The organism is Kitasatospora brasiliensis, from assembly GCF_032654805.1.
Taxonomy (GTDB): domain Bacteria; phylum Actinomycetota; class Actinomycetes; order Streptomycetales; family Streptomycetaceae; genus Kitasatospora; species Kitasatospora brasiliensis.
On the sequence record NZ_JAUOOW010000006.1, the window covers coordinates 173,054 to 193,895 of the forward strand.

The window sequence follows — 20,842 nt, forward strand, 5'->3', positions numbered from 1 at the left end:
GTACCGCGAGCCGCCCCGGGTCAGCGGCAGCCGCAGGTGGTCAGGCGGGCGGCGAGGCGGTCCATGGCGGCGCGGGCGGTGTCGGCGGGGGCGGTGGTGCGGGTCATGACGGCGAAGGCGAGGAGGCGGCCGTCGGCGTCGACGGCGGTGCCCGCCAGGGTGTTGACGCCGCTGAGGGTGCCGGTCTTGGCGCGGATCAGGCCGGCCGCGTCGGCGGAGCCGGACCCGGAGCCATAGCGCTTGTCGAGGGTGCCGGTGAAACCGGCGACCGGGAGGCCGGTGAGCACCGGGCGCAGCGCGGGCTGCTGTTCGGAGGCGGCCAGGGCGAGGAGGCGGACCAGGACGGCGGGCGGTATCGCGTTGCCCGGGTGCAGGCCGCTGCCGTCGTTGAGGACCGCGTTGCCCATCGGCACGCCGAGCCGGGTGAGCTCCTGGCTGACGGCGGCCGCCGCCCCCTCGAAGCTCGCCGGCTGGTGGGCGGCGACGGCGACCTGACGGGCGATCGCCTCGGCGAGCTGGTTGTCGGAGGTGGTCAGCAGGCGTTCGACCAGCCGGGCGACGGTCGGCGAGTCGACCTCGCCGAGGACGACCGTGCCGGGGGCGCTCGGCGCGGGGGCGGGCGAGGCGGCGGGCTTGGCGCCGCCCGTCACGGTGATGCCCTGCGCCCGGAGCAGCGCGGCGAAGGCCTCGGCGGCGGCCGCCGCCGGGTCGGCGACCCGGTCCGGCGCGTCGTCCCGGCTCTTCGGGTCGACCCTGCCCTCGTCCACCATCAGCGGCTGCACCAGGGCGATGTTCTGCGCGTCGTGGTTCCGGTGCTGCGGGTTGCCGCCGTACATCGACAGGTCGTAGTCCAGCCGCACCTCGGTGGTGCCGAGGCTCCTGAGGGTGGCGGCGGTCCGCTGGGCGAGGACGTCCAGGGAGGCGGGGGCGGTGTCGGCGTCGGCCGGCTGCCCGCCGATCCGCACCTGGTCGGCGGGCAGCGCGGTGAGCGTCGGGTCCCCGCCGCCGACCAGCGTGATGGTTCCCGGGTCGGCGCCCCGGACCACCCGGGTGGTCAGCCGGGTGTCGCCCGGGATGAGCGACAGGGCCGCGATCGAGGTGGCCAGCTTGGTGGTGGAGGCGGGGGTCGCCGGGGTGTTCTCCCCCGCGCCGTACAGGAGTTGCCCGGTGGCGGCGTCCGCGACGGCGAGGGTGACCTCGCCGAGGCTCTTGTCGGCGAGGGCGGTGGCGAGCGCCTGCTGGAGGCCCTGCGCGGTGGGCACGGCCGTGCCCGGGCCGCCGTCCACGGCCGCCAGGACGCCGACGGGGGCGGGCGGGGGAGCGGTGGGCGCGGCGGACGGCTGGGCGTGCGCACCGCCCGCGGCCAGGACCGTACCGGCGACCAGCAGGCCCGCCCCGAACAGCCCCGCGGCCGTCCCCCCGCGGCGGCGCGCCGCCCCTCCCCCTGCTCCCACCGACCGGCCCCTTTCCCAAGCACTCACTCCCGTAGGAGACACTTGGATTCTGTCAGTCCCTACCTTGGAGGAACCGTTGGAATTCGACGTCCTTATCGAAATCCCTAAGGGCTCTCGCAACAAGTACGAGGTCGACCACGAGACCGGCCGTCTGCGGCTCGACCGGATGCTCTTCACCTCGACCCGCTACCCGGCCGACTACGGCTACGTCGAGGGCACCCTCGCGGACGACGGTGACCCGCTGGACGCCCTGGTCATCCTGGACGAGCCGACCTTCCCCGGTTGCCTGATCAAGTGCCGCGCCATCGGCATGTTCAAGATGACGGACGAGGCCGGCGGCGACGACAAGCTGCTCTGCGTCCCGGCGACGGACCCGCGCTGGGAGCACCTGCGCGACATCCACCACGTGTCGGAGTTCGACCGCCTGGAGATCCAGCACTTCTTCGAGGTCTACAAGGACCTGGAGCCGGGCAAGTCCGTCGAGGGCGCCGACTGGGTCGGCCGCGCCGAGGCCGAGGCCGAGGTCACCGCTTCGATCAAGCGTCTGGCGGAGCAGGGCGGCCACTGAGCCGTCGTTCCGATCTCGTTCGATGCCAGGGCAGTTCGAGGTAGGTCGGGACAGTCTGGGGCCGGGGTTCACGGATTCGTCCGCGGGCCCCGGCCTCGCCCGTTTCCGGGGGCGAGTCCGGGGCCGGGTCCAGGGGTGGTCCTCCGGGCCGGTCAGTCGTCCAGCCGGAAGCCGACCTTGAGGCACACCTGGTAGTGCTTGATCCGGCCGTCCTCCAGGTGGCCCCGGACCTGCGAGACCTCGAACCAGTCGAGATGGCGCAGCGTCCGCGAGGCCCGTTCCACCCCGCAGCGGATCGCGGCGTCGACGCTCTCGGTCGAGGACCCGACGATCTCGGTCACCCGGTACACGTGGTCGGTCATGGCGGACTCCCTCCGCGGTGCGACGGCCCCCGGTCCACCGTGCACCGACCGGGAGCCGCCCGCACCCCGGAGAGCGTCAGAACGCCGCCCGCACCTCGCCGACCGGCACGCCGCCGCCGTGCAGCGGGGCCGCGCCGATCCGCTCGACGGTCTCGTCCGCCCCGGTCACCCCGAGCCGGCGCAGCGCGGCCGCCAGCACCGGGCCGCGGGCCCGCTCGTTGCCGTCCTCGATCTTGAAGGCCAGCGCCCGCCCGTCCGGCAGCGCCACCACCTGGACGGCCTCGGCGCCCATCTTGGACAGCGCGCCCGGCACCGCCCGCATCAGCCAGGTGTCGGCCCGGCGGGTGCCGGCCACGTACTCGGGGTGGGCACGCATCGCGTCGGCCACCCGGCGCTGCTCGGTGCCCTCGGCGGCCAGCAGCAGGGCGCGGTAGCCGCGGGCCAGGCCGGTCAGCGTGACGGCCAGCAGCGGCGCGCCGCAGCCGTCCACCCCGGCGTGGGCGGCGCTCTCGCCGGTGCCCTCCTCCAGGGCCTCGCGGGCCAGCCGCTGGATCGGGTGGGCCGGGTCGAGGTAGCTCGCGGTGTCCCAGCCGTTGGCCACGCAGGCGGCCAGCCAGCCGGCGTGCTTGCCGGAGCAGTCCATCAGGATCGGCGCGCGGCCGCCGCCGGAGGCGAGCAGCAGTTCCGCCTCGGCCTCGTCCAGGGGCAGGTCGGCCGGCGTGCGCAGGGCCGACTCGTCGAGCCCGGCGGAGCCGAGGATGGTCCGCACGCCACCGAGGTGAAACGATTCTGCGGAGTGGCTGGAGGCCGCCAGCGCCAGCAGCTCGCCCTCGATCGCCAGCCCGGCCCGCAGCGTGGCCACCGCCTGGAACGGCTTGGCGGTCGACCGCGGGAAGACCGGCAGGTCCGGGTCGCCGAGCGCGAACTCGACCGATCCGTCGGCCGCGAGCAGCACCAGGGAGCCGCGGTGGCGGCCCTCGACGAAACCGGAGCGCACGACCTCGGCGAGAACGGGCGCGGTGACGGACTGGGACATGACGGATGAGCCTTCCGGGGGCGAGGGTGGGGCCGGGAGGAAGCCGGGCCCACCGCCCGCGGTGGCTCACCCGGTCAGAGCGGCCCCCCTGCGAGCAGGTCGTCGACCCGCGCTTCCCCATCACGGTACCTGCGGGTGATTTCGGCACTGCAATCGTCGGCCGTACGAAGCAGCCGCTGGCGCCGTCCGGACACCTCGCGCTCGTGCGCCCGCAGCCGCTCCAGGGCGGCCAGCAGCTCCTCGGCCGGGTGGGCCGCCAGGTCGGCGAGCTGGACGTCGCCCATCAGCGCGTCCGCCTCCAGCTGGGACTCCTGGGTGCGCGGCGGGCCGAGGGTGACGTGCCGGGCCGAGAGCCGCACGCTGGAGGGCGCGTCGGCCAGGATGGCCGGCAGCCGGTCCAGCAGGTCCCCGGGGTCCGGGCCGAGGCCGGACGCGCCGACCGTACGGACCGGGCCCACGCCGGGCCGCCGGTCGAGTTCGGCGCGCAGGATGTCCATCCGCCCGTGCAGCAGCCGCCGCAGGTAGGACAGGTCGGCCTCCAGCTCCAAGGTCTCCCGGCGCAGCACCCGCAGCTGGTCCAGGCCCAGCCGCTCCAGGTCGGGCTCGTCCTCCGCGCCCGCCGCCGGGCCGTACGGGCCCCCGAGGGCCTGCGCCACCGAACCGGACCGGTCCCGCGCCGCGCTGCTCGCGTCCATCACCCAACCACCTGACGTCGTCCGATCCCGCCCGCTCGCGGCACCCCGTCGCTGCCGCCGGTCCGTCCCGTCCCCCGACGGGCCGCGCGTCCACCGGTGGGCGGGCGGCCGGCCCGGCGCGGCGGACCTCCTGGCGCCCCGGACCTTCGTACGGTCCACCAGCGTGCCACCCCTCCCGGCGCACGCGCACCGCCCGTGCACCCGAACGGCCCCCTGGCGAACGGGGGTGGCTGATATGACCGGCCCTTTCCGCAGGAAGAGCGGCGCCCGATTCAGCGCAGGCGCGTGCGCCACGGCGTGCAGAACCTCCGTGCGCGCCCCTGGTGTGCGCCGTGAAGGGCCGCCGGGGAGTCCTCCGAGGGCCCTCCGGGGGCCGTACGGCGCTCCGGCACAATGGGCGGCATGCGAGCAGTGGTGCAGCGAGTGACCGAGGCCCGGGTGACCGTGGCCGGTGAGACCGTCGGCGCGATCGAGGGGCCCGGACTCTGCGTCCTGGTCGGCGTCACCCATGACGACACCCCCGCCAAGGCCGCCCAACTGGCCCGCAAGCTCTGGACCCTGCGGCTGCTGCCGGCGAACGACGAGGGCGTCGAGCAGTCCTGCTCGGACCTCGGCGCGCCGCTGCTGGTGATCAGCCAGTTCACCCTCTACGGAGACGCCCGCAAGGGCCGCCGTCCCACCTGGAACGCCGCCGCCCCCGGCCCGGTCGCCGAGCCGCTGGTGGACGAGGTGGTGGCCCGGCTGCGGGCGCTGGGCGCCAAGGTGGAGACGGGCCGGTTCGGCGCCGACATGCGGGTGGCGCTGGTGAACGACGGCCCGTTCACCGTCCTCGTCGAGGTCTGATCCCCGCTACCGCACGGGTCACTGCGGGACGATCACGTCCTGGGTGCCCGGCACCGTCCCGGCCAGCAGCACCGCGTCCACCGGGACGTTGCGCTTGACGATGGCCAGCGCGATCGGCCCCAGCTCGTGGTGCCGGGCCGAGGAGGTCACGAAGCCCAGCGCCCGCCCGTCCGGGTCGGCGGCCAGCCGCACCTCGGTGCCGTGCGGGGGCAGCGTCTCCTCGGTGCCGTCCAGGTGCAGGAAGACCAGCCGGCGCGGCGGGCGGCCCAGGTTGTGCACCCGGGCGACGGTCTCCTGGCCGCGGTAGCAGCCCTTCTGGAGATGGACGGCGGTGCGCAGCCAGTCCACCTCGTGCGGGATGGTCCGGTGGTCGGTCTCGAAGCCCAGCCGGGGCCGGTGGCCCTCGATCCGCAGCGCCTCGTACGCCCAGACCCCGGCCGCCGGACCATACCCGGCGGTGAGCCGCTCCAGCTCGCCGCGCGGCACGAACAGGTCGCGCCCGTACGGGAGTTCGCGGACGGCGGCGACGCCCTCGACGGAGCCGGTGGAGCCGGCCGGCAGGTGCACCACGGCGTACTCGGCGGTCGCGTCGGCGACCTCCACCCGGTAGAAGAACTTCATGCTCTCCAGGTAGGCCACCAGCGCCTCCTGGGTGCCCGGCTCGACGTGCGCCCAGGTGGTGGTGCCGTCGTCCACCAGGTAGAGGGCGTGCTCGACGTGCCCGTTCGGGGAGAGCACCAGCGCCTCGGCGGCCTGCTGCGGCGGCAGCTCGCTGACGTGCTGGGTGAGCAGCAGGTGCAGCCAGGAGAGCCGGTCCGATCCGGTGACGGTGACCACGCCGCGGTGCGAGAGGTCGACGAAGCCGACGCCCTGGGACAGGTTGCGTTGCTCGCGGAAGATGTCGCCGTAGTGGGCGGCGACACCCTCGTCGGCCCCCTCGGCGGGGACGGCTCCGGGCAGGGAAAGCAGCGGGCTCTTCACACCGGTCATACCGGCCAGCTTACGGCCGCTCCCCGGCGAGCTTGGCGGTGCAGTCGGCGCAGCGGCCGAAGATGGCGAAGTGCTTGAGGTCGGTGTCGAAGCCGTGCCGCTCGCGCAGGCTGTCGATCAGCGGCTGGGCGATCTCGGTGCCGGTCTCGGTGACCTTCTCGCAGTCCCGGCAGACCAGGTGCAGGTGGTGGTGGCGGCCGGCCAGGTGGTAGGTCGGGGCGCCGTGGCCGAGGTGGGCGTGCGAGACCAGGCCGAGCTCCTCCAGCAGCTCCAGGGTCCGGTAGACGGTGGAGATGTTGACACCGCTGGCCGTCCGGCGGACGTGGCAGAGGATGTCGTCGGGGGTCGCGTGGTCGAGTTCGTCGACGGCCTCCAGCACGAGCTGCCGCTGCGGGGTGAGCCGGTAGCCGCGCTCGCGCAGGTCGGCCTTCCAGTCGCCGGAGAGCTGCCAGTCGGTGGTGCCGGTGTCCGCCACGATTGCTGTCCCTGCCAAGGTCGGGGGTCCTGATGCAAGTGTAGGGACCGGCCCTATGGCCGGTCCCTACCTCGTGCACGGAAAGTGCCGGCCGCCCGACCGGTCACCGGTACCGGTCGTTCGCCGATTCCTCGAAGACCGTTTACTTGAAGAAGGCGATGCCGTCGTCCGGCAGGTCGTTGATGTCCTTGATCAGCTGGGCCGGGCTGAGCACCTTCTTCAGCTGCGCGGACATGTACGGGCGCAGCGGCACGTTCGGGGCGGCCTTCTCGCCGACCCAGAGCAGCTCGCCGTTGACGAAGCCGTACAGCCGCTTGCCGCCGGAGTACTCCGGCGAGCCCTCGATCCGGGCCACCGCGTCGGTCGAGACGTCGACCTGCGGCTTGCCGTCGGCGAGCTCGCCGTACCAGATCTCGACCGTGCCGTCGTCGCGGACGGAGGAGATCTCGATCCCGCGGACGCCGCTGGTGCCGTCGTGGTTGCTGGTGATGCGCCAGAACGCGTGCTCGTTCTCCAGCGGACGGACCTTCTCGCCCTCGTTGTCCAGCACCCAGGTGCGGGAGCGGAACTCCAGGAAGGGGCGGCCGTCGTGCCGGATCACGATCTCCTGGCCGAAGTTGCACTTCTCCGTGCCCGGGAAGTCGTAGACGCCCGCGCCTTCCCAGGTGCCGAGGAGGAAGGCGAGCGGCACGACGTCCTTGTGGAGGTCAGAGGGGATCTCGATCATGTTCCTGGTCGCTGTCGTCGTCGGTGTGGGACTGCCTCAACCGTACGGCAGGCTCAGCGCTGGCCCTGGTACAGCTTCATCACCGAGAAGATGGCGAACCAGGTGATCAGCACGGCCATGAGGGCCAGCAGACCGTCGAAGAAGATTTCCAGACCGGACACGGGGGGCTCCCAGGCGGCGACAGTGTGGTGGATTTTGCTCCGCTCACTCTATCCGGCGGCCTCCGGGCGGTCGCGGTGAGCCCCACCACGTCGCCTTTCGCGCCGTCCCGCCGCGGCTGCCCAAGCTTTGTCCAAGGCTTCCGGGGATGCCGGACGGGCGGGGCGGCGGGCGCTCTATGGTGGCGCCATGTCGAAGAAACTGGTCATCAAGGTCACCGCAGGAGCGGACGCGCCGGAGCGGTGCTCGCAGGCGTTCACGGTGGCGGCGGTGGCCGTCGCCAGCGGGATCGAGGTCTCGCTGTGGCTGACCGGGGAGTCGTCCTGGTTCGCGCTGCCGGGCCGGGCGGCGGAGTTCGACCTGCCGCACGCGGCTCCGCTGCCGGACCTGCTGGAGTCGATCCTGGCGGCCGGCTCGGTGACGCTGTGCACCCAGTGCGCGGTCCGGCGCGGGATCGAGCAGAAGGACACCGTCGAGGGCGTCCGGATCGCGGGCGCCCAGGTCTTCGTCAGCGAGATCATGGCGGACAACGCCCAGGCGCTCGTGTACTGACGCCTACGGGTGTTCCTCGTGGTCGGGGCGGTCCCGGTCGTGGCCGGGCTCGTCCCACTTCGGGTCGTCCCAGCGCGGGTCGTCCCACCAGTCGTCGTCCGGGTCCCGCTTGTTGGCGAACACCGCGGCGGCGGGCGGGATCACCATCGCGACCACGCACATGCCGATCGCCGCGCCGACCGAGAAGAACCGCACCACGCCCCAGGCCGTGACGAACAGGCCCAGGCACACGCCCATCATGGCGAAGTAGTAGCGACGCCGCCGCCTTCCCTGCACCCCTCCACGGTACGGCCGAGGGCCCCTGCGCGGCAGGGGCCCTCATCGATCACTCAGGCTCAGACCGCGATCGCGACCTCGACGGCGGTGCCCTGGGAGGCCACCACCTGACGGTCCACGGTCTGGCCCGGCACCAGCGCGCGCAGGGTCCACTTGCCCGGGCGGGCGAAGAACCGGAACTGGCCGGTCGCCGAGGTGGGCACCTCGGCCGTGAACTCGTTGTTCTCGTCCAGCAGTCGGACGTAGCCGTTGACCGGCTCACCGTCGCGGGTCACCGAACCCTGGATGATCGTCTCGTTCGCCACGTCAACTCCTGCCAGGTCCGGGCCGCCGGCCTTCGCACCGCACATGTCTGTTTTCCCTTCTTACGGTCGAGCCGGGGCTCAGTTGCTGCCGAGCTCGATCGGCACGCCGACCAGGCTGCCGTACTCGGTCCACGAACCGTCGTAGTTCTTGACGTTCTCCTGGCCGAGCAGCTCGTGCAGCACGAACCAGGTCAGCGCGGAGCGCTCGCCGATGCGGCAGTAGGCGATGGTGTCCTTCGCCAGGTCGATGCCCTCGGCCTCGTACAGCGCCTTGAGCTCGTCGTCGCTCTTGAAGGTGCCGTCGTCGTTGGCGTTCTTGGCCCACGGGATGTTGCGGGCGCTCGGCACGTGGCCGGGGCGCTGCGACTGCTCCTGCGGGAGGTGGGCCGGGGCGAGCAGCTTGCCGGAGAACTCGTCGGGCGAGCGGACGTCGACCAGGTTCAGGGTGCCGATGGCGGCGATCACGTCGTCGCGGAAGGCGCGGATCGAGGAGTCGACGGCCTGCGCCGTGTACGCGGTGGCGGGGCGGGCCGGCACCTCGACGACCAGGTCGCGGGAGTCCAGCTCCCACTTCTTGCGGCCGCCGTCCAGCAGGCGGACGTCGCCGTGGCCGTACAGCTTGAAGTACCAGTAGGCGTAGGAGGCGAACCAGTTGTTGTTGCCGCCGTACAGGACGACGGTGTCGTCGTTGGCGATGCCCTTGGCGCTGAGCAGCGCCTCGAAGCCGGCCTGGTCGATGAAGTCGCGGCGGACCGGGTCCTGGAGGTCCTGCTTCCAGTCGATGCGCACGGCGTTGCGGATGTGGTTCTTCTCGTACGCGGAGGTGTCCTCGTCGACCTCGACGATGACGACCTTCGGGTCGTCCAGGTGGGCCTGGACCCAGTCGGCGTCGACCAGGACGTCGCTGCGGCTCATGGTGGTGTTCTCCATCCGAGGGCGGTTGTGCGGAAGGTGCTGCTCAGGAGAGTGCTGAAGAGGTGCCCGGAAAGGGTGCGGTCCGAAATCCTGTCCGAATACCGGGACGAGGGGTGGACCGGCGACCGGGCCGGGAACTGCGGGGTACATCGGCGAAAACCCGCTCACAGAGCCGGGCGCGGTCGCCGGGAAGATCGGCGGCGGGCGTCAACTGCCCTGCCGGGATGCCGAGTCAGCGCATTCGACACAGACAGGCGGCCACGCGGCACAGGTCTACCGCCCGCCGCTTCGTGAGGTCCGTCTGTCGCTTCATGCCGACGATGCTAGGGACACCGAAGGCCCGCTGTCATCAGCGTATCGAATAGTGGGATCGAAACGATCGGATGATGGGATTTGGCCTGGGCTTGGCCCGTCGGGGCCCGGCCACGGGCCCTCGGCAGGCCCTCCGCGGGCCCGTACGGGGCCGAAACGACACCGCTCCGCGGTCCGCGCTGGACAGCGCGTCTCGCGGAGCGGAACGTTTCGGCGGACGGGCCGCCGTGCGGTGGCTCAGCCCAGCAGCTTGACGTCCTTGCCGTCGAAGGTCAGCTGGAGGCCTTCCGGCAGCGGTGTCACCCCGCCGCTGCCGCCCTCCTGGTCGGCCAGCTTCAGCCCGGCCGGCAGCGAGTCCAGGGTGAAGCTCATCGGCTCGATCTGCTGGTTGGAGAAGCCCGCCACCATCCCCGCCAGCGAGCTCAGCTGGAAGCCGTCCACCGTGACGGTGTTCCCCTTGTTGTGCACGCTGCCCTCGCCGATCGCGATCGGCCCCAGCGAGGCCTTGATCTTGCCCGGCCCGGCGTAGCCCAGGGTCAGCCGGGAGTTGCCGCCCACCGGCAGCTTGACCCCGTGCAGCAGCTGGGAGGCGGGCGGCAGCAGCTGGGCGAGGTCCGGGTAGGAGATCACCCCGCTGCCGGTGCCGCCGGCCACCGTGGCGCTGTTCATGCTGTCGCTGACCTTGACCCCGGAGAGCCTGGCCTTGAACGAGTGCAGCGCCACCTGGTGGCTGCCGTCGCCGACGGTCAGGCCGTCGGAGGAGATCCGGACGTCGTCCAGCTTCATCGACAGCACCTGGGTGAGGAACGGGAAGCCCTCGATCGAGACGTCCGGGCGCTGGCTCATCCGGCCGCTCTTCACGATCCGGTCGGCGGCCTCGTCCTCGGCCACGCCGACCGCGATCCGGTCGGCGCCCAGCAGCAGGCCGGAGAGCACCGCCAGGCCGATCGTGGCCTTCAGCCATCCGCGCATCGTGTCCCCCGTCGTCTCCGGTCGTCCTGTGTCGTTGCGAGTCGTTGCGTGTCGTTCCGTGGCGGACGCCGGACGCGCCCGCTCTCGCACGACCGTACGACGTCCCGCCCCGGACCATGGTTCCGGGGCGGGAATCCGCGCCGGGCGCCGGATCAGGCCGGCAGGCCGGTGGCGAGCCAGATCAGCGGCGCGGCCACCGCCAGCGGCAGCGCCACGCCCGCCGTCATGTGCACGAAGCGGGACGGGAAGTCGTACGCGGCGACCCGGCGGCCGACCAGCGCACCCAGCCCGGCCAGCGCGCCGAGCGCCACCGGCGCCCCGACCGCCAGGCCCAGCGCCACCGCCGCGACCAGGCCCAGCACCGGCCCCAGCTGCTTCGGACCGGGCAGCGGCGCCGCGGCCAGCAGGGTGGCCAGCGCCACCGCGCCCACCCCGGCCGGCACCCAGCCGGCCAGCAGCAGCGTGGTGCACAGCGCCGTCACCACGGTCGCCGAGCCGAGCACGGTCAGCGCGTAGAACCGCTCCTTCGGGTCCGACGGACGGAACGTCTGGAGCACCAGCACCAGCAGGAAGAACCCGCCCAGGGTGCCCACCACGGCCGCCACGCCGCCGTCGGAGTCCGCCAGCAGCACCGCCGCGTCCGCGGTGAGCCCGGCCAGCGCGGCGAGCAGGATGCCCTGCCGGGCCGGCCACATGCCGTTCAGCCGGAACCAGCCGGCCGCCGTCAGCAGCTGGAGCAACGCGACCACCAGGGCCAGCGCGACCTGGCCGAGGGCGGCGCCACCGGCCAGCAACGCGGCCGCGCCGGCCGTGATCAGGGCCGGCTGGAGGCCCGGGTCGATGATCGGCGAGCCGGTCCGGCGCGGGCCCGCGGGCGGCGCGACGGGAGCGGGGGCAGCCGGCGGGCCGGGGACGGCCGGGCGCTTCAGCGTCATGGTCGGCGGATCGAAGCCCTGGGCCGGCTGCTGTGCGGGAGCGGGCCGCGGCGCCGGGGCGGCGGCCGGGGCGGCGTGCCGGGCCCGGGGCCGCGGCGGCTGCTGGAGCTGGATCGTCGGATCCGGCTGGGGCTGCACCGGCTGCTGCGACCACTGCTGCTGCGGCTGCTGGTGCGGCTGCTGCTGCGGCTGCTGGTGCTGGTGCTGGGGCCGCATCGGCTGCGGCTGGTGCTGAGGCTGCTGGTGACGCTGAGGCTGCTGGTGACGCTGGGGCCGCTGTGACGCGGCCGGCATCGGACCGGACGCCGGCACCGGCGGCAGCAGCGCGGTGGCCGCGGCGTCGTCCAGCGGCGGCACGGGCGGCAGCAGCGCCGTCGCCTCGGCGTCGCCCGCCGCCGGCACCGGCGGCAGCACGGTGGTCGCGGCCGGGTCGTCGAAGGTCGGCACCGGCGGCAGCACCGTGGTCGCCGCCGCGTCGTCCACCGGGTAGCCGTACGGCGGCTGGTACCCCGGCTGCTGCGGCGGGAAGTGCGGCCGCTCCTGCGGCCACTCGCCATGACCGCCGTGGTTCGGGTTGTTCATGTTCGTCACGCCGCTCAGCCTCCCGCGAACGGCGGGAGGACCTCGACCGTCCCGCCCTCGGTCAGGGCGACGGCCGCATGGTCCCGCCCGCCCACCTGCGCCCCGTCGACCAGGTACGAGCAGTACCCGAGCAGCTCGACGAGCTTCGGCCGGTCGGCGTGCCGCTCCCTGGCCGCCGCCAGCGCCTCCGCCAGGGTCGCCGCCTCGTACGGCTCCTCGGCCAGCCCGGCCTCGGACTTCGCCGCCGCCCAGTAGCGGATCGTCCCGCGCACCCGGGCGCCGCTCGCGGGCTCGGTGGTCGCACCCATCGGGCCACCCCTTCTCGTCGTCCTCGCCCGGCCCCGGTGACCCGGTCCGGCTCGCCACCACGGCGGCCGCCCGACCACCCGAACGATGGACCCGGTACAGCGCCGACGATGCGCCTCCCATGATGGCGTGTCCGCCACCACGGACGGCAATCGCCCTCGCCGGACGGACACGGAGCGTGCACCGCCCTCCTACCGGGACGCCACCGGAGGGCGCACGACGCTGTGGCCAGCCTCACCAGGCGTACGCCCGATTTGTACGAACCGCCGGATTCGCGCACTCCCGACACCGGGGCCCGGTCGGCTATTCTCAACCACCAACGAGGGATCCGGGCAGAGTCGCCCCCGGGTCCTTTTGTGCTTCCAGGACGCCAGTACGGACGTTCTTGCGAATCGTCGGCCCACCCCCGGCGCGCCGCAGGAACCGCCCCCGCCCGACGCGGCACAACGACGTGCCCCGGCCGGCCCGGGGCGTCGCCACCCGGCACCGGGCCGCCACCCGGCACCGGACCAGACCGGAGGGTTACGGTGATGAACAGGGCAGCAACGGTGCGCCAGGGGTCAGGCGACCCCGGGTGGACCCGCCGCACCCCGCACGCCGTCCGCTCCCCCGGCCCGCCGTGGGCAACCGTCCTCCTCCCCCCTTCCTCAGCACCTGCGCCATCCGGCTGTGGCGGCAGCCGTCAAGCGACCGCGACGAACCGGAAAGGGGACCACCGGGTATGAGTTCTCTCCTCCTCCTCACCAACGCGCTGCAACCCTCCGCCGAGGTACTGCCCGCCCTCGGCCTGCTGCTCCACAACGTCCGGGTGGCCCCCGCCGAGGGCGCCGCCCTGGTGGACACGCCCAGTGCGGACGTCATCCTGGTCGACGGCCGGCGCGACCTGCCGCAGATCCGCAGCCTGTGCCAGCTGCTGCGCTCCACCGGCATCGGCTGCCCGCTGATCCTGGTGGTCACCGAGGGCGGCCTGGCCGCCGTCACCGCCGAGTGGGGCATCGACGACGTCCTGCTGGACACGGCCGGCCCGGCCGAGGTCGAGGCCCGGCTGCGGCTCGCCCTGGGCCGGCTCCAGGTCGCCACCGACGACAGCCCGATGGAGATCCGCAGCGGCGAGCTCTCGGTCGACGAGGCCACCTACTCCGCCAAGCTCAGGGGCCGGGCGCTCGACCTCACCTTCAAGGAGTTCGAGCTGCTCAAGTACCTCGCCCAGCACCCCGGCCGGGTCTTCACCCGGGCCCAGCTGCTCCAGGAGGTCTGGGGCTACGACTACTTCGGCGGCACCCGGACGGTGGACGTGCACGTCCGACGGCTGCGCGCCAAGCTCGGCGTGGAGCACGAGCAGCTGATCGGCACCGTGCGCAACGTCGGCTACCGCTTCGTCGTCCCGGAGAAGCCCGAGAAGGGCGAGCGCCCGGAGCTCTCCGCGCGCCCCTCCACCCCCCTGGACGCATGAGACCGGAAGCCGGGCGGACCACCCCCCGCCCGGCTTGTCCGATTCCGTCCCACAGCCGCCCACAGGCCCGTCGTAGCGGGCCCCAGGGCCCTCTGCCGCCCCGGAGACCACACGCGTAGACTCCCCCCGTGGCCAAAGTGACGCGCGACGATGTAGCCCGGCTGGCTGGTACCTCGACCGCGGTCGTCAGCTACGTCATCAACAACGGACCGCGCCCGGTCGCGCCCGCGACGAAGGAGAAGGTCCTCGCGGCGATCGAGCAGCTCGGCTACCGGCCGAACAGCGTCGCCCAGGCGATGGCCTCGCGCCGCACCAACCTGATCGGCATGGTCGTCCCGGACGCCCGCCAGCCGTTCTTCGCCGAGATGGCGCACGCCGTGGAACGGGCCGCCTCCGAGCGCGGCAAGCTCGTGCTGATCGGCAACTCCGACTACGTGGACGACCGCGAGGTGCACTACGTCCGCGCCTTCCTCGGGATGCGCGTCTCCGGCCTGATCCTGGTCAGCCAGGGCCCCTCGCAGCGCGCCGCCGAGGAGTTCGCCGCGATGGAGGGCGCCAAGGTGGTGCTGCTGCACCGCCGGCCCGAGGCGATAGACGACGTCGCGGTGGTCACCGACGACGTGGCCGGCGCCGAGGCGATCGTGCGCCACCTGCTGGAGGTGCACGGACACCCGTACGTCGCCTGCTTCGGCGGCCCGGTCGAGTCCCCCGCCCCCGGCGACCCGGTGATCGACCACGTCGAAGGCTGGCAGCGCGCCATGGACGCGCACGGCATCCCCACCGAGCCGCACCTGATCGACGCGCCCTTCCACCGCTACGGCGCCTACGACGTCGCGCTCGACCTGCTGCGCTCGCCGGACCGGCCGCGCGCCGTCTTCTGCTCCACCGACGACCAGGCGATCGGCGTGCTGCGGGCCGCCCGCGAGGTCGGCCTGCGGGTCCCGGAGGACCTCGCGGTGGCCGGCTTCGACGACATCCCGGAGGCCGCACTCGCCGACCCGCCGCTGACCACCGTCGCCTCCGACCGCGACGCGATGGCCCGGGCCGCCGTGGACCTGGTGCTGGACGACTCGCTGATGGTGCCCGGCTCCGACACCGAGCGGGTCCGCACCTTCCCGTCCCGGCTGGTCATCCGCCGCTCCTGCGGCTGCCCCGGCGAGGCCCCCGGCCGGCCCGTACCGGAGTAGCCGGGTCCGCTCGGCAGGCGGCCTGACCAGGCTTTATGAGAACCCAACGGGCTTCTCTCCCCCTTCTGAGCCCGTTCTCATGCGCTCCTCATGCACCGGGCGGAGCTTGTTCCGCATGAGCGGACAGCAGCATCACCCCAGCGAGCAGTACGGCCCGTACGAGCCCCACGAGCGGTACGGCGCCCACCAGGCCCACGGCGCGTACGGGACCGACGAGCGGTACGACACCCACCAGGCCCACGAACCCCGGGTGATCGAGGGCACCGTGCTCGGCGTCGGGAACGGCGCCCCGTCCGGGTACACCCACCGCGAGGACCACTCCGACGGCGGCTACGACGGACCGCCGCCACCCCCGCCGATCCCGCCCGAGCCGCCCACGACCCCCGCCCCGGGCTCCCCCGAAGGCCCCGGCCACCACGGCAGCCGGGCCCGGCGCGGACTGCTGCGCGGCCGGCTCGCCCTGGTCACCGCCGTCGCCGCCGTCGCCGCCGTCCTCGGCGGGGTCACCGGCGGGCTGATCGCCGCCGACCGGCAGAGCCCCGACAACCGCGTCGGCACCATCGCCAGCCCGGTCTCCGCCCGCTCCGACGGCAGCGCCAACGTGCCCGCCATCGCCGCCACGGTCTCGCCCAGCACCGTCCAGATCACCGTCAAGAACGCCAACGGCACCGCCACCGGCACCGGCGTCGTCCTGAACACCGACGGACAGATCCTCACCAACTACCACGTGATCGCCACCGCGGCCGACGGCGGCCGGATCACCGTCACCTTCAAGGACGGCTCCACCGCCCAGGCCACCGTCACCGGCACCGACAAGTCCCTCGACGTCGCCGTGATCACCGCGACCGGCGCGAAGAACCTCACCCCCGCCGTCCTCGGCGACTCCGCCTCCGTGGCGATCGGCGACCCGGTCGTCGCCATCGGCAACCCCGACGGCCTCACCGGCACCGTCACCTCCGGCATCATCAGCGCCGAGAACCGCGACGTCACCGTCCAGCTCGACGAGGGCACCACCCGCGGCAACGGCGGCTTCGGCCTCCCCTTCCTGCCCGGCACGCGCGGCACCGCCCCGCAGTCCGGCAACGGCAGCAGCACCACCTACAAGGCCTTCCAGACCGACGCCGCGCTCAACCCCGGCAACTCCGGCGGCCCGCTGATCAACGCCAACGGCCAGGTCATCGCCATCAACTCGGCGATGTACGCGCCCAACGGCTCCGGCTCCTCCGGCGGCGGCGAGGCCGGCAGCGTCGGACTCGGCTTCGCCATCCCGATCGACGCCGTCAAGCAGGTCCTGCCGAAGCTCGAAGCCGGCCAAAACCTGTGAGACACACGCGCTGGGACGGACAATTGCTCCCAGCAGGCACTCCAGCTGGCCCTCCACCGACGAGAAAGGGCACCCGCCCATGACCCCGTCCGCCGACGACCGCACCACCGCCGAGGCCGCCCACCCCTGCGCCCGGCTCCTCGTGGTCGACGACGAACCCGCCCTCCGGGACGCCCTGGAGAGCAGCCTCGCCTTCGAGGGCTACGAGGTCGCCACCGCCACCGACGGCTACGAAGCCCTGGAATCCGTCGAACGCGACCGGCCCGACCTCGTCCTGCTGGACATCATGATGCCCCGGATGGACGGCCTCACCGCCGTCCGCCGGATGCGCTCGCGCGGCGACACCGTCCCGGTGCTGATGCTCACCGCCCGCGACGCCGTCGGCGACCGGGTCACCGGCCTCGACGTCGGCGCCGACGACTACCTCGCCAAGCCCTTCGAACTCGACGAGCTGCTCGCCCGCGTCCGCGCCCTGCTGCGCCGCAACGCCCTCGCCGCCGAGGCCGCCGCCCGCGCCGCCGCCGAGGACGAGAGCGAGGTGCTCGCCTTCGCCGACCTGCGGATGAACACCGCCACCCGCGAGGTCACCCGAGCCGGCAAGCCGATCGAGCTCACCCGCACCGAGTTCATGCTGCTGGAGATGTTCCTCGCCCACCCCCGGCAGGTCCTCACCCGCGAGCAGATCCTCAAGGCGGTCTGGGGCTTCGACTTCGAGCCGTCCTCCAACTCCCTGGACGTGTACGTGATGTACCTGCGCCGCAAGACCGAGCAGGGCGGCATGCCCCGCCTGATCCAGACCGTACGCGGCGTCGGCTACGCCCTGCGCCCGGCCGCCGGTTCCGGCGCGTGAACAACGTTCCGCCCCCTCCGCTGGCCCCGCCACTGGCTCCGCCCCGCACGCCGGGGCGGAGCCGCCGCCTGGTCCGCTGGTTCCGCTCGCGCTCGCTGCGCAGCCGCCTCACCTTCCTGAGCGCGGCGGCGGTGGCGGTGGCGATCGCGCTGTCCGCGCTGGCCTGCTGGTTCATCGTCGAGAAGCAGCTGTACGGGCAGGTGCGGGCGGACCTCGCGAGCGCGCCCTCTGGCGCGCCGGGCAAGAAGCTCACCTGCTTCGACACCCCGGAACACGCGCTGGAGCGCCAGCCCGTCGGCAACTTTCCGGAGAACGGCGTGGCCGCCGCACGGGACACCCAGTTCCTCGCGCTCGGGAGGGGGGTCTGTCTGCTTCCCGGCGCCACCAAGGCGATCGTGACCGTGCCGAAGGACTCGGCCGCCTTCGCGCTCAATCCCGGCCAGTCGGTCATCCGCGAGGGCCGGTACACCAACGGGGAGCCCGCACTGGTCCGGCTGACCTCGGACGACCATTACACGGTGCCGGTCGTCGTCATGGTGGCCGCCTCCACCCAGCCCATCGAGGACTCCCTCCGGGGCCTCGCCATCCTCCTCGGCTCCGTCTCCGCCGGCGGCATCCTGCTCGCCGCCCTGGCCGGCCGCCTGGTCGCCCGCTCCGCCCTCAAGCCCGTCGACCAACTCACCGAAGCCGTCGAGCACATCGCCCGGACCGAGGAGGTCGGCACCACCATCCCGGTCCAGGGGGACGACGAGATCGCCCGCCTGTCCACCTCGTTCAACTCGATGAGCACCGCCCTCGCCAACTCCCGTGAGCGGCAGACCCGGTTGATCGCCGACGCGGGCCACGAGCTGCGCACTCCGCTGACCTCGCTGCGCACCAACGTCGACCTGCTGATCCGCAGCAACGACACCGGCCGCCCGCTGCCCGCCGCGACCAAGACCAAGCTGCTCGGCAACATGAAGGCGCAGATGCAGGAACTGACCGTCCTGATCGGCGACTTGCTCCAGCTCTCCCGCCCGGACACCCCGAAGAGCGGCCCGGCGCCGACCGTCGTCGCCCTGCACGAGATCGCCGGGCGGGCCGTGGAACGGGCCGAACTGCGCGGCCCGGGGCTGGTCTTCGAGACGAGCACCGAACCCTGGTACGTGCACGGCGACGCCGCCGGACTGGAACGGGCGGTGATCAACCTGCTGGACAACGCGGTCAAGTACAGCCCGCCCGGCGGCACCATCGAAGTCCTGCTCCGGAAGGGCGTGTTGACCGTCCGCGACCACGGGCCCGGCATCCCGCCGGACGAGCTCCAGTACGTCTTCGACCGGTTCTGGCGCTCCCCCTCCTCCCGCCAACTGCCGGGCTCCGGGCTCGGGTTGTCGATCGTGGCGCAGAGCGTCCGGGAGGCGGGCGGCGAGGTCACCCTCGGGCCGGCCGCCGACGGCGGTCCGGGCGCGCTGGCCACCGTCCGACTGCCCGGCGGCCCCGCCCCGGAATGACGGAAGGGCGGGTGGGGAGCGCCCCGACAGCGCCCCCACCCGCCCTCCTCAGGGCCGGCTCACGGTCAGTCGATGATGCTGCCCGGGCCGATGATCTTGATCCGGTCCTGCGCCGGAGCCTGGAGCGGCGAGGCCGCCGAGCTGTGGGCGCTCAGGTAGGCCACGAAGACGTCCAGGTCCGAGGCGCCGACCAGCTTGTCGGTGCCGGCCGCGAAGGCCGGGAAGCCGTCGCCGCCGCCGGCCAGGAACTCGTTCGCCGCGACCCGGTAGGTGGCGGCCGGGTCGACCGGAGCGCCGTTCAGCCGGACCGAGTCCAGGACCACCCGGTCCGCGCCGGTCTTGCGCATGTCCAGGGTGTAGTGCAGGTTCGACGAGATCTGGAGGATCTTCGGCGCCGCGTCGTTGGAGCCGCTGACCTGCTGCTGGAGCACCTGGATCAGCTGGGCGCCGGTCAGCGTCTTGACCTGCATCATGTTGGTGAACGGCTGGACGGTGAACGCCTCGCCGTAGGTCACCACACCGTCGCCCTCGGCGCCGGAGGCCTTGTAGACCAGGTCGGAGCGGATGCCGCCGGGGTTCATGAAGGCGACCTGCGCGCCGCCCTTGTCGGCCGGGGCCAGCCCGGCGAGCTGCGAGTCGGCGATCAGGTCACCGAGCGGCTTCTCCGGGTCGCCGCTGCCACGGCCGTTGACGTCCGCGGCGATGTAGCCGACCGGACGGTTGGCGATCGGGGCGGCCAGCTTGGAGTAGTGGTCCACCAGCGCCGTCATGTCGGGCGCCTTCTCGACCGTGCGGCGCACGACGTGATTCTCGGCCTTGACCGAGGGGCGCACGATCTCGCCGGTGGTCTTGTCCAGCTTCATGTCGATCTCGGTGAACAGCCGACCGAAGGAGGCGGCACTGGTCACCGAGCGCGGCACGCCGTTCGGGTCCGGGATGCTGCACGCGTACGCGTTGTGGGTGTGGCCGGTGACGATGGCGCCGACCGCCGGGTCGATCTTCTTCGCCATGTCGACGATCGGGCCGGAGACGCCCTGGCCGGCCGCGCCGCAGTCGTAGTTGTAGACGCTGCTGGCCGGGTAGCCACCCTCGTGGATCAGCGCGACGATCGAGTTGACGCCCTTGGCCTTGAGCTCGGCGGCGTACTTGTTGATCGTGGTGACCTCGTTGGCGAACTTCAGGCCCTTGACGCCCTCGGCGGTCACGATGTTCGGCGTGCCCTCCAGGGTGACGCCGATGAAGCCGATCTTCACGCCCTGGGACTTGGTGATCCAGTACGGCGCCAGCAGCGGCTTGCCGGTCTTCTCGTCGGTGACGTTCGCCGACAGGTAGTTGAAGTTGGCGCCCTTGAACTTGCGGCCGGGCTCGTAGCAGCCGTCGGTCGGGTGGCAGCCGCCGTCCTGCATCCGGCGCAGCTCCTGCGCGCCCTCGTCGAACTCGTGGTTGCCCACGGAGGTGACGTCCAGGCCGAGCTTGTCCATCGCCTCGATGGTCGGCTCGTCGTGGAAGAGCGCCGAGGTGAGGGGGCTGGCGCCGATGATGTCGCCGGCCGCGACGGTGATCGAGTCGTCGGCCGGGATGCGCGCCTTGCGCAGCTCGGTGGCCAGGTACTCGATGCCGCCGGCCGGGGTGGCGACCTCCTTGCCGGTGGCCGGGTCGATCTCCTTGATCGTGCCGGACGAGCCGGCCGGGGGCTCCAGGTTGCCGTGGAAGTCGTTGATCGCCAGCAGCTGGAGGTCGACGGTCTTGTGGGCCTTGGCGTCGGCGGCCTGAGCGGCCGTCGGCACGACCACCGTGCCGAACAGACCTGCGGCGGCGACGACGGCGAGCGCCGTCCGTCGGGATCTGACGGTGAGCATGAAGGGTTCCCCTGCACCTCGGAGGAGCACCGGCTGCGGACAGCATCGGCGTACGGGCATGTGTTGCGACTGCGAAGCCTATGGTCAACGCGCGTAGCCGTCAGGACGTCGGACGTAACAAGAGGATTACCTCCTGACGAACCGCCGCCGTCCGCCGGGGTGCGAAGCCGGCGCCGGCCCCCGGCGAAGCCGGTGCGAAGCCCGTACGGAGCCGC

The 20,842-nt window shown here is 73.0% G+C and carries 23 protein-coding genes; 8 read left to right on the forward strand and 15 right to left on the reverse strand.

Going from position 1 to position 20,842, the window contains the following annotated elements; genetic code table 11:
• Positions 1-20 precede the first annotated feature (20 nt).
• Positions 21-1,454 carry a D-alanyl-D-alanine carboxypeptidase/D-alanyl-D-alanine endopeptidase gene (dacB, locus tag QWJ13_RS23570; protein WP_316526892.1) on the reverse strand — a complete coding sequence of 478 codons (1,434 nt, stop codon included), beginning with the start codon at positions 1,452-1,454 and terminating at the stop codon, positions 21-23.
• 76 nt (positions 1,455-1,530) lie between these two features.
• Between dacB and QWJ13_RS23575 the strand changes: the two genes are divergently transcribed.
• A complete protein-coding gene (locus tag QWJ13_RS23575; RefSeq protein ID WP_316526893.1) occupies positions 1,531-2,022 on the forward strand; it encodes an inorganic diphosphatase in 492 nt (163 codons plus the stop codon).
• Between the two features lie 152 nt (positions 2,023-2,174).
• Here QWJ13_RS23575 and QWJ13_RS23580 read toward each other — a convergent pair whose 3' ends face one another.
• The 3 genes from QWJ13_RS23580 to QWJ13_RS23590 all read right to left on the reverse strand — a co-directional run bounded on the left by QWJ13_RS23580 (position 2,175) and on the right by QWJ13_RS23590 (position 4,115).
• Positions 2,175-2,384 carry a dodecin gene (locus QWJ13_RS23580; protein WP_316526894.1) on the reverse strand — a complete coding sequence of 70 codons (210 nt, stop codon included), beginning with the start codon at positions 2,382-2,384 and terminating at the stop codon, positions 2,175-2,177.
• Between the two features lie 76 nt (positions 2,385-2,460).
• Entirely contained in the window at positions 2,461-3,420 is a 960-nt protein-coding gene (locus QWJ13_RS23585; RefSeq protein ID WP_316526895.1) for an asparaginase, read from the reverse strand.
• 74 nt (positions 3,421-3,494) lie between these two features.
• Positions 3,495-4,115 carry an RsiG family protein gene (locus tag QWJ13_RS23590; RefSeq protein ID WP_316526896.1) on the reverse strand — a complete coding sequence of 207 codons (621 nt, stop codon included), beginning with the start codon at positions 4,113-4,115 and terminating at the stop codon, positions 3,495-3,497.
• 402 nt (positions 4,116-4,517) lie between these two features.
• Here QWJ13_RS23590 and dtd point away from each other — a divergent pair, with 402 nt between their 5' ends.
• Positions 4,518-4,958 carry a D-aminoacyl-tRNA deacylase gene (dtd, locus tag QWJ13_RS23595; protein ID WP_316526897.1) on the forward strand — a complete coding sequence of 147 codons (441 nt, stop codon included), beginning with the start codon at positions 4,518-4,520 and terminating at the stop codon, positions 4,956-4,958.
• A gap of 18 nt (positions 4,959-4,976) precedes the next feature.
• Here dtd and ygfZ read toward each other — a convergent pair whose 3' ends face one another.
• From ygfZ to QWJ13_RS23610, 3 genes are all read right to left on the reverse strand, one after another.
• Positions 4,977-5,939 (reverse strand): CAF17-like 4Fe-4S cluster assembly/insertion protein YgfZ, encoded by a 963-nt coding sequence (ygfZ, locus tag QWJ13_RS23600; RefSeq protein WP_316527378.1) that lies wholly within the window; start codon positions 5,937-5,939, stop codon positions 4,977-4,979.
• Positions 5,940-5,958: 19 nt separating this feature from the next.
• Positions 5,959-6,441 (reverse strand): Fur family transcriptional regulator, encoded by a 483-nt coding sequence (locus QWJ13_RS23605; RefSeq protein ID WP_316526898.1) that lies wholly within the window; start codon positions 6,439-6,441, stop codon positions 5,959-5,961.
• 124 nt (positions 6,442-6,565) lie between these two features.
• Entirely contained in the window at positions 6,566-7,150 is a 585-nt protein-coding gene (locus QWJ13_RS23610; RefSeq protein WP_316526899.1) for a heme-binding beta-barrel domain-containing protein, read from the reverse strand.
• A 348-nt stretch (positions 7,151-7,498) separates the two neighbouring features.
• On the opposite strand from QWJ13_RS23610, the gene QWJ13_RS23615 reads away from it, so the two are divergent.
• Complete coding sequence (locus QWJ13_RS23615; RefSeq protein WP_316526900.1) at positions 7,499-7,861, forward strand: DsrE family protein; 363 nt, start codon at positions 7,499-7,501, stop codon at positions 7,859-7,861.
• Between the two features lie 3 nt (positions 7,862-7,864).
• On the opposite strand, the gene QWJ13_RS23620 is transcribed toward QWJ13_RS23615, so the two are convergent.
• The 7 genes from QWJ13_RS23620 to QWJ13_RS23645 form a co-directional block, all read right to left on the reverse strand.
• A complete protein-coding gene (locus QWJ13_RS23620; protein WP_316526901.1) occupies positions 7,865-8,137 on the reverse strand; it encodes a DUF3099 domain-containing protein in 273 nt (90 codons plus the stop codon).
• A 59-nt stretch (positions 8,138-8,196) separates the two neighbouring features.
• On the reverse strand, positions 8,197-8,487 hold the full coding sequence (locus QWJ13_RS23625) for a DUF1416 domain-containing protein (RefSeq protein ID WP_030288989.1): 291 nt from the start codon (positions 8,485-8,487) through the stop codon (positions 8,197-8,199).
• Between the two features lie 33 nt (positions 8,488-8,520).
• Positions 8,521-9,357 (reverse strand): sulfurtransferase, encoded by an 837-nt coding sequence (locus QWJ13_RS23630; RefSeq protein ID WP_316526903.1) that lies wholly within the window; start codon positions 9,355-9,357, stop codon positions 8,521-8,523.
• A gap of 232 nt (positions 9,358-9,589) precedes the next feature.
• On the reverse strand, positions 9,590-9,670 hold the full coding sequence (locus tag QWJ13_RS34390) for an Ms5788A family Cys-rich leader peptide (protein WP_350517234.1): 81 nt from the start codon (positions 9,668-9,670) through the stop codon (positions 9,590-9,592).
• A 236-nt stretch (positions 9,671-9,906) separates the two neighbouring features.
• Positions 9,907-10,641, reverse strand: coding sequence for an LmeA family phospholipid-binding protein (locus QWJ13_RS23635; RefSeq protein ID WP_316526904.1), 735 nt, complete (start codon positions 10,639-10,641; stop codon positions 9,907-9,909).
• A gap of 152 nt (positions 10,642-10,793) precedes the next feature.
• A complete protein-coding gene (locus QWJ13_RS23640) occupies positions 10,794-12,167 on the reverse strand; it encodes a hypothetical protein (RefSeq protein WP_316526905.1) in 1,374 nt (457 codons plus the stop codon).
• A 5-nt stretch (positions 12,168-12,172) separates the two neighbouring features.
• Positions 12,173-12,466, reverse strand: a complete 294-nt coding sequence (locus QWJ13_RS23645) for a MoaD/ThiS family protein (protein WP_316526907.1) — start codon at positions 12,464-12,466, stop codon at positions 12,173-12,175.
• A gap of 719 nt (positions 12,467-13,185) precedes the next feature.
• On the opposite strand from QWJ13_RS23645, the gene QWJ13_RS23650 reads away from it, so the two are divergent.
• The 5 genes from QWJ13_RS23650 to QWJ13_RS23670 all read left to right on the forward strand — a co-directional run bounded on the left by QWJ13_RS23650 (position 13,186) and on the right by QWJ13_RS23670 (position 18,768).
• A complete protein-coding gene (locus QWJ13_RS23650) occupies positions 13,186-13,917 on the forward strand; it encodes a response regulator transcription factor (protein WP_316526908.1) in 732 nt (243 codons plus the stop codon).
• Positions 13,918-14,045: 128 nt separating this feature from the next.
• Positions 14,046-15,104 carry a LacI family DNA-binding transcriptional regulator gene (locus QWJ13_RS23655; RefSeq protein ID WP_316526909.1) on the forward strand — a complete coding sequence of 353 codons (1,059 nt, stop codon included), beginning with the start codon at positions 14,046-14,048 and terminating at the stop codon, positions 15,102-15,104.
• A 115-nt stretch (positions 15,105-15,219) separates the two neighbouring features.
• The gene (locus QWJ13_RS23660) at positions 15,220-16,428 is read left to right on the forward strand and encodes a S1C family serine protease (protein ID WP_316526910.1); all 1,209 of its coding nucleotides are present in this window, start codon (positions 15,220-15,222) and stop codon (positions 16,426-16,428) included.
• Positions 16,429-16,507: 79 nt separating this feature from the next.
• Positions 16,508-17,278, forward strand: coding sequence for a response regulator transcription factor (locus QWJ13_RS23665; protein WP_316526911.1), 771 nt, complete (start codon positions 16,508-16,510; stop codon positions 17,276-17,278).
• Positions 17,275-18,768 (forward strand): HAMP domain-containing sensor histidine kinase, encoded by a 1,494-nt coding sequence (locus tag QWJ13_RS23670; protein ID WP_316526913.1) that lies wholly within the window; start codon positions 17,275-17,277, stop codon positions 18,766-18,768. Before QWJ13_RS23665 ends, QWJ13_RS23670 begins: the two co-directional genes overlap by 4 nt.
• A 65-nt stretch (positions 18,769-18,833) precedes the next feature.
• On the opposite strand, the gene QWJ13_RS23675 is transcribed toward QWJ13_RS23670, so the two are convergent.
• A complete protein-coding gene (locus QWJ13_RS23675) occupies positions 18,834-20,627 on the reverse strand; it encodes a bifunctional metallophosphatase/5'-nucleotidase (RefSeq protein WP_316526914.1) in 1,794 nt (597 codons plus the stop codon).
• Positions 20,628-20,842: the final 215 nt, after the last annotated feature.

Excerpts from the sequence above, each read along its gene's own strand:
- QWJ13_RS23650 (WP_316526908.1), top strand. The coding sequence starts at position 13,186 with ATGAGTTCTCTCCTCCTCCTCACCAACGCGCTGCAACCCTCCGCCGAG.
- QWJ13_RS23660 (WP_316526910.1), top strand. The coding sequence starts at position 15,220 with ATGAGCGGACAGCAGCATCACCCCAGCGAGCAGTACGGCCCGTACGAG.
- dtd (WP_316526897.1), top strand. The coding sequence starts at position 4,518 with ATGCGAGCAGTGGTGCAGCGAGTGACCGAGGCCCGGGTGACCGTGGCC.
- QWJ13_RS23615 (WP_316526900.1), top strand. The coding sequence starts at position 7,499 with ATGTCGAAGAAACTGGTCATCAAGGTCACCGCAGGAGCGGACGCGCCG.
- QWJ13_RS23675 (WP_316526914.1), bottom strand. The coding sequence starts at position 20,627 with ATGCTCACCGTCAGATCCCGACGGACGGCGCTCGCCGTCGTCGCCGCC.
- QWJ13_RS23580 (WP_316526894.1), bottom strand. The coding sequence starts at position 2,384 with ATGACCGACCACGTGTACCGGGTGACCGAGATCGTCGGGTCCTCGACC.
- QWJ13_RS34390 (WP_350517234.1), bottom strand. The coding sequence starts at position 9,670 with ATGAAGCGACAGACGGACCTCACGAAGCGGCGGGCGGTAGACCTGTGC.
- QWJ13_RS23625 (WP_030288989.1), bottom strand. The coding sequence starts at position 8,487 with ATGTGCGGTGCGAAGGCCGGCGGCCCGGACCTGGCAGGAGTTGACGTG.
- QWJ13_RS23630 (WP_316526903.1), bottom strand. The coding sequence starts at position 9,357 with ATGAGCCGCAGCGACGTCCTGGTCGACGCCGACTGGGTCCAGGCCCAC.
- QWJ13_RS23665 (WP_316526911.1), top strand. The coding sequence starts at position 16,508 with ATGACCCCGTCCGCCGACGACCGCACCACCGCCGAGGCCGCCCACCCC.
- QWJ13_RS23610 (WP_316526899.1), bottom strand. The coding sequence starts at position 7,150 with ATGATCGAGATCCCCTCTGACCTCCACAAGGACGTCGTGCCGCTCGCC.
- QWJ13_RS23645 (WP_316526907.1), bottom strand. The coding sequence starts at position 12,466 with ATGGGTGCGACCACCGAGCCCGCGAGCGGCGCCCGGGTGCGCGGGACG.
- QWJ13_RS23585 (WP_316526895.1), bottom strand. The coding sequence starts at position 3,420 with ATGTCCCAGTCCGTCACCGCGCCCGTTCTCGCCGAGGTCGTGCGCTCC.
- QWJ13_RS23635 (WP_316526904.1), bottom strand. The coding sequence starts at position 10,641 with ATGCGCGGATGGCTGAAGGCCACGATCGGCCTGGCGGTGCTCTCCGGC.
- QWJ13_RS23590 (WP_316526896.1), bottom strand. The coding sequence starts at position 4,115 with ATGGACGCGAGCAGCGCGGCGCGGGACCGGTCCGGTTCGGTGGCGCAG.